The 17,686-nt window shown below is 50.6% G+C and carries 18 protein-coding genes; 6 read left to right on the top strand and 12 right to left on the bottom strand.

Annotated elements, in window-relative coordinates; all coding sequences use genetic code 11:
• From ACJAZW_RS12255 to ACJAZW_RS12240, 4 genes are all read right to left on the bottom strand, one after another.
• Positions 1–852 (bottom strand): glycine--tRNA ligase subunit alpha (locus ACJAZW_RS12255; protein ID WP_415158484.1); only part of this gene is annotated, 852 nt, incomplete at its 3' end.
• 76 nt (positions 853–928) lie between these two features.
• Positions 929–1,156, bottom strand: coding sequence for a hypothetical protein (locus ACJAZW_RS12250; protein ID WP_415158482.1), 228 nt, complete (start codon positions 1,154–1,156; stop codon positions 929–931).
• 21 nt (positions 1,157–1,177) lie between these two features.
• Positions 1,178–2,053 carry a S49 family peptidase gene (locus ACJAZW_RS12245; RefSeq protein WP_415158480.1) on the bottom strand — a complete coding sequence of 292 codons (876 nt, stop codon included), beginning with the start codon at positions 2,051–2,053 and terminating at the stop codon, positions 1,178–1,180.
• Positions 2,054–2,105: 52 nt separating this feature from the next.
• Entirely contained in the window at positions 2,106–2,891 is a 786-nt protein-coding gene (locus tag ACJAZW_RS12240) for a tRNA1(Val) (adenine(37)-N6)-methyltransferase (protein ID WP_415158478.1), read from the bottom strand.
• Positions 2,892–3,069: 178 nt separating this feature from the next.
• Between ACJAZW_RS12240 and ACJAZW_RS12235 the strand changes: the two genes are divergently transcribed.
• Positions 3,070–4,086 carry a polyprenyl synthetase family protein gene (locus ACJAZW_RS12235; RefSeq protein WP_415158476.1) on the top strand — a complete coding sequence of 339 codons (1,017 nt, stop codon included), beginning with the start codon at positions 3,070–3,072 and terminating at the stop codon, positions 4,084–4,086.
• On the opposite strand, the gene ACJAZW_RS12230 is transcribed toward ACJAZW_RS12235, so the two are convergent.
• The 3 genes from ACJAZW_RS12230 to ACJAZW_RS12220 all read right to left on the bottom strand — a co-directional run bounded on the left by ACJAZW_RS12230 (position 4,083) and on the right by ACJAZW_RS12220 (position 7,251).
• On the bottom strand, positions 4,083–4,553 hold the full coding sequence (locus ACJAZW_RS12230; protein WP_415158474.1) for a BLUF domain-containing protein: 471 nt from the start codon (positions 4,551–4,553) through the stop codon (positions 4,083–4,085). The genes ACJAZW_RS12235 and ACJAZW_RS12230 overlap by 4 nt on opposite strands.
• A 115-nt stretch (positions 4,554–4,668) precedes the next feature.
• Positions 4,669–5,535, bottom strand: coding sequence for a 4-(cytidine 5'-diphospho)-2-C-methyl-D-erythritol kinase (locus ACJAZW_RS12225; protein ID WP_415158472.1), 867 nt, complete (start codon positions 5,533–5,535; stop codon positions 4,669–4,671).
• A gap of 6 nt (positions 5,536–5,541) precedes the next feature.
• A complete protein-coding gene (locus tag ACJAZW_RS12220) occupies positions 5,542–7,251 on the bottom strand; it encodes a tetratricopeptide repeat protein (protein ID WP_415158470.1) in 1,710 nt (569 codons plus the stop codon).
• Positions 7,252–7,461: 210 nt separating this feature from the next.
• Here ACJAZW_RS12220 and ACJAZW_RS12215 point away from each other — a divergent pair, with 210 nt between their 5' ends.
• The 3 genes from ACJAZW_RS12215 (at position 7,462) to ACJAZW_RS12205 (ending at position 10,205) form a co-directional block, all read left to right on the top strand.
• Entirely contained in the window at positions 7,462–8,250 is a 789-nt protein-coding gene (locus ACJAZW_RS12215) for a uracil-DNA glycosylase (protein WP_415158468.1), read from the top strand.
• 146 nt (positions 8,251–8,396) lie between these two features.
• On the top strand, positions 8,397–8,936 hold the full coding sequence (gene moaB / locus ACJAZW_RS12210; protein WP_415158466.1) for a molybdenum cofactor biosynthesis protein B: 540 nt from the start codon (positions 8,397–8,399) through the stop codon (positions 8,934–8,936).
• 114 nt (positions 8,937–9,050) lie between these two features.
• Positions 9,051–10,205 (top strand): PA0069 family radical SAM protein, encoded by a 1,155-nt coding sequence (locus ACJAZW_RS12205; RefSeq protein ID WP_415158464.1) that lies wholly within the window; start codon positions 9,051–9,053, stop codon positions 10,203–10,205.
• Positions 10,206–10,539: 334 nt separating this feature from the next.
• Here ACJAZW_RS12205 and ACJAZW_RS12200 read toward each other — a convergent pair whose 3' ends face one another.
• The gene (locus ACJAZW_RS12200; protein ID WP_415158462.1) at positions 10,540–11,907 is read right to left on the bottom strand and encodes a tryptophanase; all 1,368 of its coding nucleotides are present in this window, start codon (positions 11,905–11,907) and stop codon (positions 10,540–10,542) included.
• Positions 11,908–12,120: 213 nt separating this feature from the next.
• Between ACJAZW_RS12200 and ACJAZW_RS12195 the strand changes: the two genes are divergently transcribed.
• Positions 12,121–12,771, top strand: coding sequence for a ribonuclease HII (locus ACJAZW_RS12195; protein ID WP_415158488.1), 651 nt, complete (start codon positions 12,121–12,123; stop codon positions 12,769–12,771).
• Positions 12,772–12,894: 123 nt separating this feature from the next.
• On the top strand, positions 12,895–14,049 hold the full coding sequence (locus tag ACJAZW_RS12190) for a site-specific DNA-methyltransferase (protein WP_415158460.1): 1,155 nt from the start codon (positions 12,895–12,897) through the stop codon (positions 14,047–14,049).
• A gap of 385 nt (positions 14,050–14,434) precedes the next feature.
• Here the strand turns inward: ACJAZW_RS12190 and ACJAZW_RS12185 are convergent, their stop codons facing one another.
• From ACJAZW_RS12185 to ACJAZW_RS12170, 4 genes are all read right to left on the bottom strand, one after another.
• The gene (locus tag ACJAZW_RS12185; RefSeq protein WP_415158458.1) at positions 14,435–14,728 is read right to left on the bottom strand and encodes an NUDIX domain-containing protein; all 294 of its coding nucleotides are present in this window, start codon (positions 14,726–14,728) and stop codon (positions 14,435–14,437) included.
• A 149-nt stretch (positions 14,729–14,877) separates the two neighbouring features.
• Entirely contained in the window at positions 14,878–15,789 is a 912-nt protein-coding gene (locus ACJAZW_RS12180; RefSeq protein WP_415158456.1) for a reverse transcriptase family protein, read from the bottom strand.
• A 2-nt stretch (positions 15,790–15,791) separates the two neighbouring features.
• Positions 15,792–16,097 (bottom strand): helix-turn-helix transcriptional regulator, encoded by a 306-nt coding sequence (locus ACJAZW_RS12175; RefSeq protein ID WP_415158454.1) that lies wholly within the window; start codon positions 16,095–16,097, stop codon positions 15,792–15,794.
• A 1,001-nt stretch (positions 16,098–17,098) separates the two neighbouring features.
• Positions 17,099–17,671, bottom strand: coding sequence for a transposase (locus ACJAZW_RS12170; RefSeq protein WP_415158486.1), 573 nt, complete (start codon positions 17,669–17,671; stop codon positions 17,099–17,101).
• Between the last annotated feature and the right edge of the window lie 15 nt (positions 17,672–17,686).

Here is a 17,686-nt window from a genome sequence, read left to right as displayed (position 1 = left end):
ACTCTGACGCTTGGTTACCGAAATGACGCCGCGCGCGTCAAGTAAGTTGAACGCGTGGGAGGCTTTGATGCATTGCTCATAAGCAGGCATGGCCAATTTGTGTTGATTGCCGTCCTGGCCCGCTGCCAAAAGTGCCTTGCACTCGTCTTCTGCGTCTTTGAAATGACGGAACAGGATTTCAGTGTTGGCGTGGTCAAAGTTATAACGTGAGAACTCTTGCTCAGCCTGCAAAAACACGTCTGAATAGGTGATTTTTTCGTCGCCCTCGCGACCATTGAAATTCAACTCCATGATGCTATCCACATTTTGCAAATAGCAGGCAATCCGTTCAAGACCATAGGTTAGCTCGCCAGAAACCGGCGCGCATTCAAATCCGGCAACTTGTTGGAAATAAGTAAATTGGCTGACTTCCATGCCATCGCACCAGCATTCCCAGCCAAGTCCCCATGCGCCAAGCGTTGGGCTTTCCCAATCATCTTCCACAAAGCGCAAATCATGTATTTTGGGGTCAATGCCAATGGCATAAAGCGATTGCAAATAGAGCTCTTGTAAGTTTTCAGGCGAAGGTTTGAGGATCACCTGATATTGATAAAAGTGCTGCAAGCGGTTTGGGTTTTCGCCATAGCGACCATCCGTTGGGCGGCGTGAGGGTTGCACATAAGCAGCGCGCCATGATTTTGGGCCAAGTGCACGCAAAGTGGTCGCTGGGTGAAACGTACCCGCGCCCATTTCCATGTCATATGGTTGCAAAATAACGCAGCCCTGATCGGCCCAGAAATTTTGCAGGGTCATGATCAAACCCTGAAACGAGTTTTTCGGGTCCATATGCGCAGGAAGTTTGGTGTCGCTCATGTTCGCAACCTTTTGTCGGTCTGCCGTGTGGCGTGGATAATTGCAGGCGCGAACCTAATGCGCGACGCTTGATTTATCAAGCGTCCTTGTTGTCATCTTTTTTGTTATCGCCGGGCCGAAAGACCCCATCCTTGGGGTCTCGTGTCAGGTCGACAATATCAGAGCGCTTTCTATCCTGCCGATCACGCTTCAATTTATCCTTGTCCGCGTCAGAGAAATAGTCGTTGATGTTACGACGAATGGCGCGCACACCATAAATAATGGCCCCAATGATGACCACAAATGTCAGCACTTTCAACAACATATGCGCGCCCTCCTTAAGTCATTAAAGCCCGAAACGGCTCCACATGGTTTTGGCTTCAACGGATGCGATCAAATCATCTGTGAAGCTTTCATCCGAACCGCCAATTTGCATAAATGGTATGCGTGGAAAACCGAACATTGGTTTTTTCGCTGTGATCCGCTCCAGTTTGACTTTTTTGCCAAATTTTTCACGCAACACTTCATGCATATCGCCCAAACGGTCCACAAGTCCAAATTCAATGCCCGTTTTGGCGGTCCAAAACTCGCCGGTGAATAGATCCTGATTTTTGTCGTCCAGCTTATCGCCACGGCGCGACTTTACATAGTCGATAAACACGTCATGAATGTCGAGCTGCAACTTTTTCAACCGATCAATGTCGGCTTTCTTTTCAGGCAAGAAGGGATCAAGTGTCGATTTGTTTTTGCCCGCCGTATAAAGGCGACGTTTCACGCCGAGTTTTTCAATCGCATCTTCAAAACCAAAACTAGCTGAAATAACGCCGATTGATCCTACAATTGATGATGGGTCAGCGATAATTTCGTCACCGGCCGTTGCGATGAAATAGCCGCCAGATGCAGCAACATCCTCGATGAACACAAGAACTTGCTTGTTCTTTTCTTCTGCCAAATCGCGAATATATTTTGCAACCAAACGTGACTGAACAGGCGAGCCACCTGGCGAATTGATGATGATGGCGACAGCAGGGGCGCGTTTAATTCCAAAAGCGCGCTTAAGCAATGGCGCGGCACTTTGGATGTTAATACGACCCGGGCGTGATGCGGCTTCAATAACGCCGGAAAGCCGAACAACGGGGATCACTGTCCGGTCGCGACCGAGCAACCGCACATGCCATGGCGCCGGAACGTTGTTGCCAATTGGGTTGTAGCTTTTGGTCATATAATTTTCCTTGGGTCATTCTGTAGCCGATATGTAGGCATGTTTTGTGCTTCTACCAGTGCAGCGTTGCTTTTCCCATTAAAATTCTTTCAACTTCTGGAGAAAACTCGCGCCCAACATCTCCGTGCAAATGCAAAGGTGAGAGCAAAGTTGTCGGCGCACGTGATCCTTTGTTGCCGCGCAGCAACACACGGCTTGCGGCTTGGCCCGGGCGTGACACAATTGGAAGAATTGAAATGTTGCCAATGCGTCGATCATAGGCGCGCAGCAAATCATTGATGGCCTGAGCGCGATGGATAAAAATGATTTCGGCTGTAGCGGACGCCGCACTGACGGCAACTTTCACCCATTTTTCTAAACAGTGAGTTGCGTGGGCATGGGCCTGTGCGCCATATTGATCTTGTGGCAGAGACACGGTTTTGGTGTCAAAATAGGGTGGATTGGCAATCACGCAGTCAAAATAGTCGGGCTTAAGGCCAGCCGCTTCCCGCTCAGGTCCAGTCCCGGTGATGTCCACCTGGCAGATGTTTACCCGCGCCTCCAGCTTATTATTCGTAGCATTTTGCATGCAGAGATCAATCGCCTCGGGTGAAAGCTCCGCCAAATGCGCCTTGAGTTGGGGGTGATGCACCAACGCCGTGAACGCCGCAACTCCAACCCCTGCCCCCAGATCAAGAAGGTGTCGCGTCTCTTGAGAAACAGATGCGCCCAGCAACACACTGTCAACACCTGCGCGAAACCCGTTTTTGGGCTGCAGTACCTGCAATTCGCCCCCCAAGAATGCATCTTGTGTGACATATTGCAGTTTTACATTCGCCTCTGGCTGGTCTACGGACATATAAAACGCACTGCAATTGGCTGTTAATGTTGATGCTTGGTGTCGATCATAGCATAGCTATGGGCGTTGAGACCAATGGCAACAAGATGATTTGCGAATTGGCGCATTGTAGATTAAAGCTCTCATGTGGATGGACGAGAATTTTTGACGCGCGGCGAGCGCGTTAGGGCGAGATAATATGAGTACTTTGGAAGCAACAGCTTCAAAAATCACAGACCAGCCAATCATTGACCAGCTCATTGAGCACACTTGTGCCGAAATGGAAGAGGTCAACAAACTGCTGCTGTCTCGTGTGGGATCGCACGTTGAGATGGTGCCGCAAATATCCAATTACCTTATCTCTGCGGGCGGCAAAAGATTGCGGCCCATGCTGACGGTTGCGGCCGCGCTGATGTTCGCGCCCAAAGATCAACAGCACATTTCCTATGCCGCAGCAATTGAGTTCATGCATACCGCGACCCTGCTACATGACGATGTGGTGGACGAGAGCGACAAACGGCGTGGTCAACAAGCGCCCCGCAAAATTTGGGGCAATGCTGCAAGCGTTCTGGTTGGTGATTTCCTTTTGGGCCAAGCCTTCATGATGATGGTGGAAGCTGGAAATCTCGAGGCGCTTGGTATTCTATCGCGTTCGGCGGCCATTATTGCAGAAGGCGAAGTTTTTCAGCTATCAATCGCCAAGGATTTTAACACCAAAATTGACGACTATTTTGAGGTTGTCAAAGCAAAAACAGCTGCTTTGTTTGAAGCGGCAACTGAAGTGGGGGCAATGGCTGGCGGCGCAAATAGTGCGGAACGCGCCGCGCTGAAAACATATGGGGCCCAGCTTGGTATCGCGTTCCAATTGGTCGACGACGCGCTTGATTATGGCGGCATGTCTGGCACCATTGGGAAAAATGTTGGCGACGATTTGCGTGAGGGCAAAATGACGTTGCCGATTTTGCACGCCTTACAAAATGCAGCAGACGCTGACGCGCAATTTGTTCGTGACAATTTGGGTGATCAAGGTGCAAACCAAGCAACGGTTGAAAAAGTTGTCGGCATTTTGCTGAGTTGCGGCGCGCTAAAAACAACGTTAAACCGTGCTCGTGAACATGCCAACCTGGCAAAAGCTGCACTTGAGCCATTGGCGACACGCAATGGCGCGCAGATTCTCATTGAGATTGCGGACTATTGTGTCGAGCGCGCTGCCTAAGCGCTTTTGCTCATATTATCCAGCACGTGATCGTGCCAATCGCCTTGCTTGAAACGGCTTAAGACCCGCATAGCTTGCGATTCGCCTTTTACATTTGGACAAAAATGCTTGAGGAAATTAGCGTAGCCCTTCAGCCCCTTGTCGCAAGTGCCGGCGTCCAAATAAGCCATCGCAGATTCGCCAAACTCAACCTCACTAATGCCATAGCGCAGCAACAGTTTTACGTTTCGGTGGCGTGGATCTGTTTTGACACGGGTGTAGATTGCTTCAACAGCAATCCGGGGGCCTTCCAATACCTGCAAAAAACAACCATCGTGATGGATCAGCATCCCCCCCACATCCACACTTTCATTGTTCTTGCGTGCAATGTGCAAAAGGTCGCTTACTTCGTCTTTCGTCAACCGGCGGTTCGCCACACTGGCGAAGATGATTTGGAAAGGCTGCAACATATTTTCATTTGATAACATAGCAATACCAACTCACTTTCATCGAAGGTTAAGTGTGGCACACGGACTTTGAGAATTAGTCGAAACGTCTGTTAAAAATGTAACTATTAAACTGTTAAGCGGTTTTGTTTCTAAATCAGATAATCGGCGTTTGGGCGACCCAGTGTTTTGGAAACAGTTTGTGCAACTGTTGGGCGGCCGACATGGCTTGCAATTCGGCACCAAATACGCCGAAAACCGTCGCGCCAGAGCCCGACATGCGCGACAGAATACACCCCGGTAGTTGGGCAATTTCTCTCGTTATTTCAGCAATTTGCGGTGCAAATTCGATGGCTGGCAGTTCCAAATCATTACGTGTGTCCTGCAACCAAAGCGCCAGTGCAGCGCTGTGCTCCACCTGGGTGGGCAGTTTGGGCATGACAGGATTGTTCTTTGACTTTAATTGGCGAAAAATCTGCGCGGTAGGAATGGCAATACCAGGATTGGCCAAAACCAATTGCAGTTTGGGGAACGGGTCAACAATCTGAATTTGTTCGCCGACACCGCCGATAATGCAGGTGCGCGAGAATAGGCACATGGGGACATCGGCCCCAAGTTCCATGGCAATTTCGGACAATTCAGAAATGGCAATTTCTTGCTCAGACATGCGTACGGCCATGCGCAGCGCAGCGGCGGCATCGGCCGATCCGCCACCAATTCCAGCGGCAACCGGCAGCATTTTCTCCAATGTGATGTGCAAACCATCGGGTAGAGATTTGGGCCAGTGATGTCGAAACAGTTCAAATGCTTTGAGGATGATATTTGATTTTTCGCTGACCAAGGCGGGCGCAAACGGGCCTGTAATTTCAAGGGTGTCCTTCTTGGCTTCCCGGGCAGTCAGCTCATCACATAGCTTGGTAAATACAGTTAAGCCTTGCAGCTGATGGTAACCTTTTGGGGTTTGACCAACCACATGAAGCGACAAATTTATTTTGGCTGGCGCAGGCTCTGTCCAAACACTCATTGCATGCTAGCTTGCGTCGGCCTGATCCGCGTCAGCGGTCAGGCCATCAGCCAGTTTTGCATCCAACTGCTCCAGCAAATCGTCTTCAGGCTGCATTTCCTTGGTTTTTGTCCATTGGAACCCAGCCTCGCGCTTGCGACCCACCTGCCAATAAGCGTCACCCAAATGGTCGCTGATGGTCGGATCGCTCGGCGTTAGCCGAATGGCCCGTTCAAGCGTCTCCACAGCATCGTCATATCGCCCAAGGCGGTAATAAGCCCATCCCAGACTATCCACGATATATCCATCGTTTGGGCGCAGGCTTACAGCGGTTTCGATCATTTCCAATGCTTCGTCTAAATTTATGCCCTGATCGACCCAACTATATCCCAGATAGTTGAGCACCTGTGGCTGATCAGGATAAAGGTCTAGCGCCCGCTTAAAATCCATTTCTGCCAGGGCCCATTGTTTTTGACGCTCAAAGGCAATGCCGCGAACATAAAACAACCGCCAATCGACCAAGCGCTCACCGCCAGTGATCTTTAAGACTTTTGAATAGGTTTCACCTGCTTCGTGATAGCGTTTTTCAAATCGCAATGTGTCACCCAGCGCAGTGATCGCGGTCACATCATTGGGGCGCAAAGCCACAATGTTTGACAACCGTTTAATTGCGGCGTCGCTTTGCTCAAGATCGCGCAAATTCTCTGCACTACGCACAAGGGCTGAATAATAAAACAACGAACTTTGCGGGATGCTGTCATAGATCGCATTGGCTTCTTCAAACCGTTCGGTACTTTCCAAAAAGTCAGCGGTCGCAAATGCAATTTGCTCAGATTTTGGGTTCATAAAAGCGGCCAAACGCACGAGCATCAAGGACGGCTCGGATGCCCCTTCTCGTGACAAAGCGGAAGACAATCCACGTAAAAGTTCTGCGGCACCCTGTTGTGCATTCTCGGTAAAGCGGCCTGGGCGTTTTTTCGCCCTCACAGTGACGGCCAGCTGCTCAATCTCAAGACTGGTGACACCGCGCTCCAGCAACCGGTTAATAACATCTAAAGATTGATCAAACTCACCATTGTTGGCCAAGAACCGCGCGTAAGCCTCAACGATTGAAAACACAAAAGGGTCAACCTCGTATGCCTGCATATAGAGCGCGCGCGCTTTGTCATTGTCACCGCCAACGTCGGCCATTAACGCGCGTTGGAACAACAAGAAATTCTTGAAGCCGTCTTGCGTAATTGCTTCAACGGTTTTGTACCCTAACTCACGGTCTCCGTTTCCGATCTGGCTCCACGCCAAAACCACATTTGATGTGATGCCATACAACGTGTTGCGCGACGCGCCGGCCAATTGCTTTTCAACCGACTTATAACGCCGTTCCTTCAACGCCACGGCACCCAGCACCAATTGTGCAATGTCATAGTTGGGTGCGGCGACGACCAATCGTGCAGCGATTGCTTCGGCTTTTTCGACTTGCCCAGATGCCAAGAGCGCGTTAAACGCCCGTTCTTGAAGAACAATATTGTCCCAACTGGCGTCCAGCGCACGTTCGAAATAGCCAGCAGCCTCTTTGGTGCGACGATCCTGATAGGCGCTGCGTCCTGCCAAAAAACTGCCCGAGACCGAAGGCTGAACACCCTTGAAGGTTCCGGCGTTCGGCATTTCTTGTGCGCCAGCTGGATAAACAGCCCCAAGCACCAAAAATGTCATGCCTACATACGCGGGAATCAACTTCATTTTCTTCATCACTAAACGCGGCTTTCTGTCTCAATTGAATCGGTGGGTTACCTTTTAGGGCTGAGATTGGCCATTTTATGGCAGACGTGCAACCGTTTAGGTGCAATTCTTTGTTCACAGCAGCACTTCTTTGTAAACTCAGTCATGACATTGATTAATAGCACGTGATATGATCGCCCCATGCACGAAACCGGGAACGACATAGCAACAATGCGAGATGCACTGGAATGGTACAGCGCGATGGGGGTCGACCTTGCGCTCGGGGACGAGCCAATTGATCGATTTGCTGCGGCGCCGACACTCCAGCAAAAACGAGTTCCCGCTGCCACGCAAACAACGCGCTCGGGCGAGGTTGCCGCACCCGCCGTTTCCCAAAACCACATGCAGCCCGAAACCCACAATGTGGAAGAAGCACAAGCGATTGCCGTCGCTGCGACCAGTTTGGATGCTTTGCGCGCATCAATGGATGCCTTTGACGGTTGTCCACTAAAACACCGCGCGACCAATTTGGTTTTTGCTGATGGCAACCCCCATGCTGATCTTATGTTGATCGGCGAAGCGCCCGGTCGCGAAGAAGATATGCAAGGCATGCCGCTTGTGGGACGCTCGGGCGAGTTGCTTGATCGTATTTTGGCTGCCATTGGCTTCACCCGCGAACAGGTGATTGTTGCCAACACATTGCCTTGGCGACCCCCCGGCAACCGAAACGCCACCCCAGCTGAAATCGCAGTCTGCAAGCCATTTTTAATCCGGCAGGTTGAACTGGTCGCTCCCAAAGTGATTGTGACGATGGGCGGCGCAGCCTCGAAAGTGCTTTTGGATACTGATGCGGGCATTTTGCGGTTGCGCGGCAAATGGCGCGACATCCATGTCGGCGAGCACTCATGCGCGGCCATGGCGACGTTGCACCCTGCCTATCTATTGCGCCAACCGGCGCAAAAATCACTTGTCTGGCAAGATATGTTGAGCTTAAAAGCCAAACTCTCTCAACTTGGCTAGGGTCTGGACTCAATTGAGAATTGATCTGGACAGCAGTTCAAACCCTAGCCACACGAACCTATTCTAAAAGTTGTTTGCGCTAGATCATTGATTTGCTGTCTGTACGCTGACAATGTCGAGCCAAAAATTGGTATGGAGCCCACCCAATGTTCAAATCAAGAATCGATGAAACACAGGAGATGGTGAAACTAAATTTCGCCATCCTCGCCGTATCTGATACCCGCACACTAGAGACTGATGATTCTGGGGCTTTGCTGAAGGACCTGATTTCTGAGAGCGGCCACAATGTTGTTGACCGGGATATTGTCACCGATGACAAGCAGTTGATCCGCCAAAAGGTTCAGAACTGGGTGGCTGACGATGAGATTGACGTGGTGATTACCACAGGCGGTACCGGTTTTTCGCCGCGTGACGTGACCCCTGAGGCACTTGAGCCGTTGTTTGACAAGGTGATGGACGGGTTTTCTGTGCTGTACCACCAATATTCCGCTGCCCAAATTGGCACATCAACAATCCAAAGCCGCGCCACGGGCGGCATGGCAGGACAAACCTTGATATTCTGCCTACCCGGTTCGCGTGGCGCATGTCGAGATGGGTGGCAAGGTGTCATTAGTTTTCAACTCGATTCACGCCACAAACCGTGCAATTTTTTAGAAGTATTGCCGAAATATTCGGGCCGCAATTAAGCCAAACCCGCACTTGCACTTTGCTGTGATCGGCGAAATCGCGATTGACAAGTTGTTCTCTTTTTGTTCTAGTATAACGAAACGAGTTGTTAACTTTTGAATCGCGAGGTCGATATGGCTATTCATGCAGCGTTTCCGCCACCACCAGACAGTTTGGCCCGCATTGCCAACAGCGCCGATGGCGACATTTTGACAAGAAATTTGGTCTCGCCCCATCGCAACCGCGGACGGGGCGCACAAAGCAATTTGTCAGGACGGTTTGAGGTGTTTCAACATGAGAGTTTTGACGACGGGTGGCAGTCGCTAGAAATGTTGCCAGATTTCAAAACAAATGTGCGCGAGGAGCGTGCAAAGTCAATCATTACGAAAAACGAGTCCCCTGACCTCAATTTTGATCGATCCATCAATCCATACCGGGGCTGTGAACATGGGTGTTCTTATTGTTTTGCACGGCAAACCCACGCCTATTTGGGTCATTCGGCCGGCATAGATTTTGAACGCGAACTTTACGCTAAAACCAATGCCGCCGAGCGGTTGCGCGAGGAGTTGAGCCGCAAAAAATACGTCGCCAAACCGATTGCAATTGGCACCAACACAGATCCTTATCAACCGATTGAGCGCGAACACAAAATTACGCGGCAATTGTTGGAGGTTTTACTGGAGTTCAAGCACCCGGTAACGATTGTCACTAAGTCAGCACTTGTGGTGCGGGACTTGGACCTTTTGACCCAGTTGGCCGAACATAATCTGGTGCATGTTGCAATATCCATCACAACGTTGGACCGCAAGCTGTGCCGCCAGTTGGAACCGCGTGCATCAACGCCTTCAAAACGTCTTGAGGCTGTCGAATTGCTTAGTCAATCTGGCGTCCCCACCATGGTGATGGCCGCGCCGATTATCCCTGCAATTAACGACAGTGAATTGGAAAAGATCGTTAACGCCGCGGCGGCACAGGGCGCGACAGCGGCTGGTATGATTATGCTGCGCTTGCCCGGTGAAGTGCGCAATATTTTCCGGGAATGGTTGCTTCGTTTCCACCCTGACAAGTTGCGGCACGTGCTCAATTTGGTGCGCGATGTGCGCGGCGGACGCGACAATGACCCCCGGTTTAGCTCCCGCATGTCCGGCCAAGGGCCTTATGCTTATGCCCTTCAGCGTCGGTTTGAACTGGCAATGAACCGCAATGGATTGAAAAAGCGTCTTCCCCATTTGCGGACTGATTTGTTTTCATCTCCCGAAGTGCCAGACGATCAGTTGAGTTTGTTTTAAGCAACGCCGGTGTCGTTCTTTGTGTGAGCTTGTGGGTTGAGGGCGAGCCCCCCAACCCGCATGGTTTGATTAGGGTCTGAACTCAATTGAGAAATGACCTGGACAGCCGTTCAGTTTTGATCAGATTTAGGCGAAATGGGCCGAATTGACTTGCTGTCAATGAGGATATTTCAACGCAAACGGGCACAATTGAACTGCGGCCTTTCGGGTTGCATGCAAAACAGGCTGCTTCAGCGTCGAAAAGCCTCACCGATATGAAAATCGCTTTCGTTTCTCTCCTCAAATCAGTCTATTTTGCACCCAATCCAGACCTTTTCTCAATTCAGTCCAGACCCTAACCAATCGGCGCAAATTTGGCTGTAAAGTGGCGCATGGCGGGTGGCTCGTGTGTGATGCGGTAGCCCGGCAAGCTGTCTTTGATGGCATTCAGTTCTTCGAACACTTCAACGATGTAATCGGCATGCGATTGCGTATAGACGCGGCGCGGCATGGCGAGCCGCACGAGGTCCATTGCTGCCGGTTTTTCACTACCATCAGGCGAACGGCCAAACATTACCGTGCCGATTTCGCAGGACCGAATGCCGCCCAACTCATAAAGCGCGACGGCCACCGCTTGCCCCGGATATTGCAACGGATCAATGTGTGAAAGCCAGGCGCGCGCGTCCACGAACACCGCATGTCCACCTGCGGGTTTAACCACTGGCACGCCCATCGCGTCGAGCCGCTCAACAATGTAGGCGTTGGAACGTACGCGATATTTTAGATATTCCTCATCAACAATTTCTGTCAGCCCTTGCGCAATCGCATCCAAATCACGCCCGGCCAGACCGCCATATGTGGGGAAGCCTTCCGTCATGATCAACCGATTGCGGGCTTTTTGCGCCAGCTCGTCATCGTTGAGTGCCAGCCAGCCGCCAATGTTGGCGAACGCATCTTTTTTTGCGCTCATGGTCATGCCGTCGGCCATCGCAAACATATCGCGCACAATGTCTTTGATGGAGCGGTCGCCCTGCCCGTCTTCGCGCTGCTTGATGAAATATGCATTTTCGGCAAACCGACAACCGTCAATGATGAACGGCCGATTGTGCTTGCGCGCGGTTTCAGCTGCTGCCCTAATATTTGCCAAGCTGACGGGTTGGCCGCCGCCCGCATTGTTGGTGACCGTCAACATCACACAGGGTACGGCGTCGCCATGTTCCGTCAAGAATGCGTCAAGCCGGGCAATATCGATATTGCCTTTGAACGGATGCAGGTTAGACGGGTCTTTACCCTCAGCAATCAGCAAGTCGTGGGCCTCAGCGCCGGTGCTTTCAATATTGCCACGCGTTGTATCAAAATGAGTATTTGAGGGGATTTTTTTGCCCTTTCCACCCAAAATCGAAAACAAAATCGCTTCGGCTGCCCGGCCTTGGTGGGTTGGGATGATGTGCTTAAAATCCATCAGGTGGCGCACGGCGCTTTCGAAGCGCAAAAACGAAGGCGACCCGGCATAGCTTTCGTCGCCATTCATCATTGCGCCCCATTGGGCGGCGCTCATGGCAGAGGTGCCACTATCGGTCAAAAGGTCAATCAGCACATCGTCTGAATGCAAACCAAACAGATTGTAATGCGCGTCTTTTGCCAATTGGCGGCGCTCATCGATTGTGGTGAAACGGATTGGTTCGACGGATTTAATGCGGAATGGTTCAATGATGGTTTTCATTGGGGTTGGCTCCTGTTTGCACACCCCATCTGCTCATCAAACGGGGCTGAAACGCCACGGTTGTCGAGCCATCATGGCAGTCGACCGCGTTCAGCGCCCAATATGAATATGGCAACCGTATTGGGTGAAAATCAAACACGCAAGGTCTGTTTTGTCGCAGGCGATATGTCTTTTCACTTGGCGGCGCAACGCGAAACTGACAAAAATGGCTCCATGTCAAAAAATGATTCACAACCTAGCCTTTTTGGCGATGGCCCTGACTTTACGATTGAAGAGCAATATCGCGCTAAAGGGCTAATTGTGTGCGGTGTTGATGAGGCAGGACGCGGGCCGTTGGCTGGGCCAGTGGTCACCGCAGCGGTGATATTGAATCCCAAAAAAATCCCCAACGACCTGAACGACAGTAAAAAATTGTCGGCCAAAAAGCGCGATGCACTCTACGTACAGATCATGGCGACCGCACATGTGAGCATCGCATCTGCCCCACCAAGCACCATATTTGAGTTAAACATTCACGGCGCGACGCTGCGTGCCATGGCGCAGGCTGTAAAAGCGTTGTCGCTTGCTCCTGACATTGCGCTGATCGATGGGCGCGATATTCCGCCCAAACTGCCCTGTAAGGGCCAGGCGCTGATCAAGGGCGATAGTCGATCACTTTCGATTGCTGCAGCATCCATTATCGCCAAGGTCACACGAGACCGGATGTGTGAATTGCTTGATCAGTCCATGCCCGAATACGGGTTTGCCAAACATAAAGGCTATGGCACGGCAAAGCACATGCAAGCGTTGCAAATTCACGGTGCAACGGCGCATCATCGCACTGATTTCAAACCAATTGCAGAAATTATAGCTAACAAAAACTGATTCAAAACAGCGCCTTAGCGTGCAAAATGCATGCTTTACGTTTGCTTAACCATAAGTTTTAGCGCCCCCTTAACCCTAAGAAATTACAAATGAAAGCGTAGTAAAGCGTTCAAGGTATATAGAATGTTGCGTAACAAGCATTCGTCGACGCGCCCTAATGCGTCGCTTCGTCCATCGGGCGAAAAGAGTTCTGACTATCTGCCAATCGACACCATTTTGGTGGGTGATTGCATTGAGCATATGAATTCGCTTCCAGCAGGTTCTGTTGACCTTGTTTTTGCTGACCCTCCATATTTTCTTCAATTGGAAAAAGGGCTTACCCGCCCCGACCAGTCCAATGTGGATGGTGTACATAACGATTGGGACAAGTTTAACGACTATGCCCATTACGATAAATTCACCCGCGATTGGATGAGTGCTGCAAAGCGCATCCTTAAGCCAAATGGCGCGATGTGGGTAATCGGTTCTTACCATAATATTTTCCGGGTCGGCTCAATTTTGCAGGACCTTGGGTTCTGGATGATGAACGACATCATTTGGCGCAAGTCGAACCCGATGCCGAACTTTCGTGGCACACGTTTTACCAATGCACATGAGACTTTGATTTGGGCGACACGCGACCAGTCTAGCAAACCAACATTCAATTATGATGCGCTCAAGCAAGCGAACGACGACACGCAAATGCGCTCTGATTGGTTGTTCCCAATTTGCACGGGCAATGAACGTTTAAAAGATCAAAACGACGACAAGGTTCATCCGACGCAAAAGCCAGAAAGCCTTTTATATCGGATACTTATGGCCACCACAAAGCCTGGTGACATTGTTGTTGATCCGTTTTTTGGCACCGGCACTACTGGCGCTGTGGCGAAAAAACTCGGCCGTCATTTCATCGGCTGTGAGCGCGAAAGCGACTATATCAACGCCGCCCTAAAACGCATTGCGTCGATCAAACCGCTCGAGAATATCATTCTTGAAACCGTCAAAGGCAAACGCGCTGAAGCGCGGGTGGCGTTCGGGTCGCTGATTGAGCAAGGCATGATTTTGCCCGGTGCAACCCTTTGGGATGCAAAGAAAAAGTTCAAAGCCACCGTCCGCGCCGATGGGTCTTTGACCTGCGACGGCCACGAAGGGTCGATCCACAAAGTGGGTGCATTGGTGCAGGGTGCCGCCTCTTGCAACGGCTGGACCTATTGGCACCTCGACCAAGGCAAAGATCACATTCTAATCGACGAATTACGCACACAAATCCGTGTGACCATGAAACAAATTTCAGGCTGACAAGACCTCCAAAGAATTTCAGCCAACTTGCCGCTGGTCGATTGATCAGCGGCCTTTTTTTGTGCGTTTACCCCCCGGGGGATAAATGGCCAGAATGGTGCCAATTTGTCCCGGTTTGTGCCGCACTTGTTCCGGAACGTTTCAAATCACTGGCCCGTCGCTGTCGCACAGCGTTCTGCGACCCCGCATTTGGACCGAACGTTCGGTCTGCATATCTTGTCCCCTGGGTCTGGTTTTGGGGTCAATGACTTAGCCTAAGGGTGACGTGGTAGGTGCGGGCGCTCAAGCTCGTAAGAGCGGTCCATAATATCGCTCAGTTCCAGCGGCCGAAAACGGTGCGCATGATACACGTTCCCCATTGTCTCAACAGTCTGCCAATAGCTCACTATGACAATGCTGCCGATAGCACTTTTTTGAACAAAGTTGGCAACGCTTCGCCATCCAATTCCGACTTTTTCGCCCACCAGCCATTGTTGGACGGCGCAGCGTTTGCATTCAATTTCCAAACTGTCAATGTCAGTGCAAAATGGGTAAATACATGTTCAATATCACCGCAGCACCTCCATGCACCTTCCAGTGGGAATGTTTGGACCGAACGTTCGGTCTGTGCTAACGCAACCCTGCGGGTTGTGGGTTTGATGTTGTGGTGAACGTCACACGAACCTGACCCAACCGTCACAGTTGGACCGAAGCCGTCGTTGCGTTACTCAATTGAAGGTCAACAAAGTGGACAAAGCTGCCAAGTTCAAGATTAGAATGTGCGGAATGCAAATCCCGTTTTTAGATAAAAAGATATCAAGGTGTTTGCCAACCAACACACAAGATATTCTAAAGTCCAGTGTCGCAATTTCGTAAAATCTTTCCCGAATTTCGCGCCAAAATCTGCTTTTCAGTTTGATCTCGCCCCATCAAGGACGCTATTTTTTTAGACTTTTCTAAACCTTCAGGAAGCGTTTCAAGTTCCATTTTCAATTTGTGACGCTCCAGTTGTTGAATGTTTGGCATAAGAAGAGTTTTGCCCCGTATCACCACACCTGTAATGACTGTTGGTGAGTTTAGTTGCGCAGCTTCCTTTGAAGCTTTGAACCGATGCCCGTGGTGACGCAGGCGCTCTTTGATCCCATAAACTAAGGCGCCAGACACAACATCACCCGATAGGGTTATGTCATCAACATACACAGAAGCAGAGCATTGATCAGCCTTGGCGAGGGCAGCTATTTCGTCCCACATGTCTTTGTAAGCCCAAAATGCCAGCGGCGGGCTTGCGGGGCTTCCGGCTGGAAGCACTTCATCTAGAGTTGTCAATTTCAAAAGAATTGCTGTCACATCTGGTGAGCACTCCAAGATACTACCAAAAAACCATGCGACTTTATTGGCTGTACAACTGGGATAAAAATCCTCGACATCTAAAAGATGAAAAGTCCGTGCGCCGCGGTGATATTCGGCGTTATCTATGTTGGAAACTCCTCGGACGGGAGATTTCAAATAACTGGGTGTTTTAACACGCATTAGTAGTTCACTGATGCGTTTTTGAATTCGCTTCAAATCGCCACGAGGAGCTTTTACTTCCCTAAAAGTGCCATCTTTCTTCACTTTTTGAAGCGGTTTATATAAATTGCTAGCAAGCTTCAACTCTGAAAGTTTTGTAGGAGTCGTTTGCAGTAACTTGAAAAGCTTTTTCTTGGTTTTGCAGCGGTAAAGAGCACACTGATTGAGATCGTAAGACTTGTCTTTGCGCACGCCTAAACTGCCTTTTTCCCGCGTTCAACCATCCTTAGAAAGTCTAAGATCTTATCAGCAATAATGCCCTGTGCTTTATCGAGGTTCTTTTTCGAAGTGCCTGCAATGAGATTCTCATCAAAAAACCAAATTGAGCTAATGGGTAGATCAAATTCAGTCGCGTATTTGGCCACAAGCTCATTGCTTGGTGCTTTCTTACCATTCTCTATTTCAGACAAAAATGACTGAGATATATCCAAACGCTCAGCTAGTTCGTTTTGTTTGAGATCATGAAAAACTCTAATCAGCCTCAATGCTTCACTCAGCATATGCACTTCCTTCTTTGACAAAAAAATAAGAAATGCGTGGTTAGTTGACAGTGAATTGGATTAGCCATTTGGCAAGGTCAAATAGTTTCCCTGCCACCCAGGCCATCCAAAACACGCACTTCAACAAGCGAGAATACCGCGTCAACCGAAGTTTACGTTTCTTCTCGCGTGTCCCACGCTGGTTAGTCTCATTGGAATTAGGCATGTGATGCCTCCTCTGTTGGCCCACAGCGAAATGCGGTGGGTGTCGCCTCCAACAAGAGGTATGAGAGACCTTCCATAATTCCTTACTTCGACCCCCGAGGCGTCGCCAAGGGGGTCACCGTCCCGTCACCGCCACGAGGGCCGTTTGGGGGGCAGGTGTTAGAGGATTGTTTTCCTCCGCGGACCGAAAACGATCCAGAATGCAGCGATGTTATTCACGACCACGTATTGGTGTGGCTTCCAACTGCTACAGATATGGGAGTGCAATTCTGAATTACAAGATCGCTATAAGCGATTTTTCTATAAACATGAGCGATAGCTTTCGTCGGGCACTCTTTAGATCCACCTAGGTCCGTAAATGCCGTCCAAACCTGAAACTCGAATGTCCACTACGGGCCGGACGTGTCGATAGTTTTCCTAAATCGAATGTCGCAGTAGATGCAGGTTTCTCGGACGCCTGGCACGAAGTTTTTGTAGTGCGCGGCGTTGCGTGGCGTCGGAGAAGCGCTCAAGCGGGAAATCGCTGGGATGGTTTTGTTGGGTCAGGCGGTGTTATGGGGATTTGAAGATTGTGGTTGTTTTGGATTTGGTTTGGGAATGATGCCCGTGCCCGGCTCGTGTGCTCAAATTCAACATGTATTTTGCAGGTTTGCTGACGAAATTCTTTGCTTCCCAGTGGTTCGAGCAACTTTTACGCCATCGTTTTATGGATTTGCGCAGGTGGGCGGGACCGCGCGCCGTTTGGCGTGAGGCTAAGATGGGAATTGGCGGTGTATTCTGTGAGGTGCGCTTGGGTGTCATGCAGCGGACCTCGTTGTGTCAGGAGGTGCTCTTGGTTGGCGTTCTGGCGCGAAAGCCTCAATGATGATCAGTCGCCCGCCGCAGCACGGACAGGGGAGCGCGAGGATACGGGGATGTTCATTCACGCCCTGGATGGGATCACCATCATTATGATCTGCATCTGGCGCCTTGGCCCTAAGAAAATCCCTGATCGCGGCGATATTGGCGGCGCGGTTGCCATTACCGAAGAACCCGTAATGGCGGATGCGATGTTGGCCTTTTGGGAGCACATGGATGAGGAACCGACGGATAAACTCAGTTGTTTCCAACGTCATGGTCTTGTGCCGACCGGAGCCTTTGACACGGTAATCTTTGACACGGAAGGTGACGCTACGCCGATCCATGCGGATCAGGCGGCTATTTGAGATCGCAACGCGGTGCGTATACCGCGACAGGTACGCGAGAACGGCCTTTGGTCCGGCGAAGGGTTCTTTGGCATAGACAACCCAGTCGATTTTGCGCAGCGGTTTAAGGAATCCGTTGAAAGCTTTCGTGCGGGCAAGGTCCGCATGATCGCCGAAGAAATGCAACTTCCCAGCATTGTG

Origin of the sequence: Maritalea sp. (assembly GCF_047634455.1) — a bacterium.
Classification (GTDB): Bacteria; Pseudomonadota; Alphaproteobacteria; order Rhizobiales; family Devosiaceae; genus Maritalea.
This window is presented reverse-complemented; position numbering and strand designations above follow the sequence as displayed.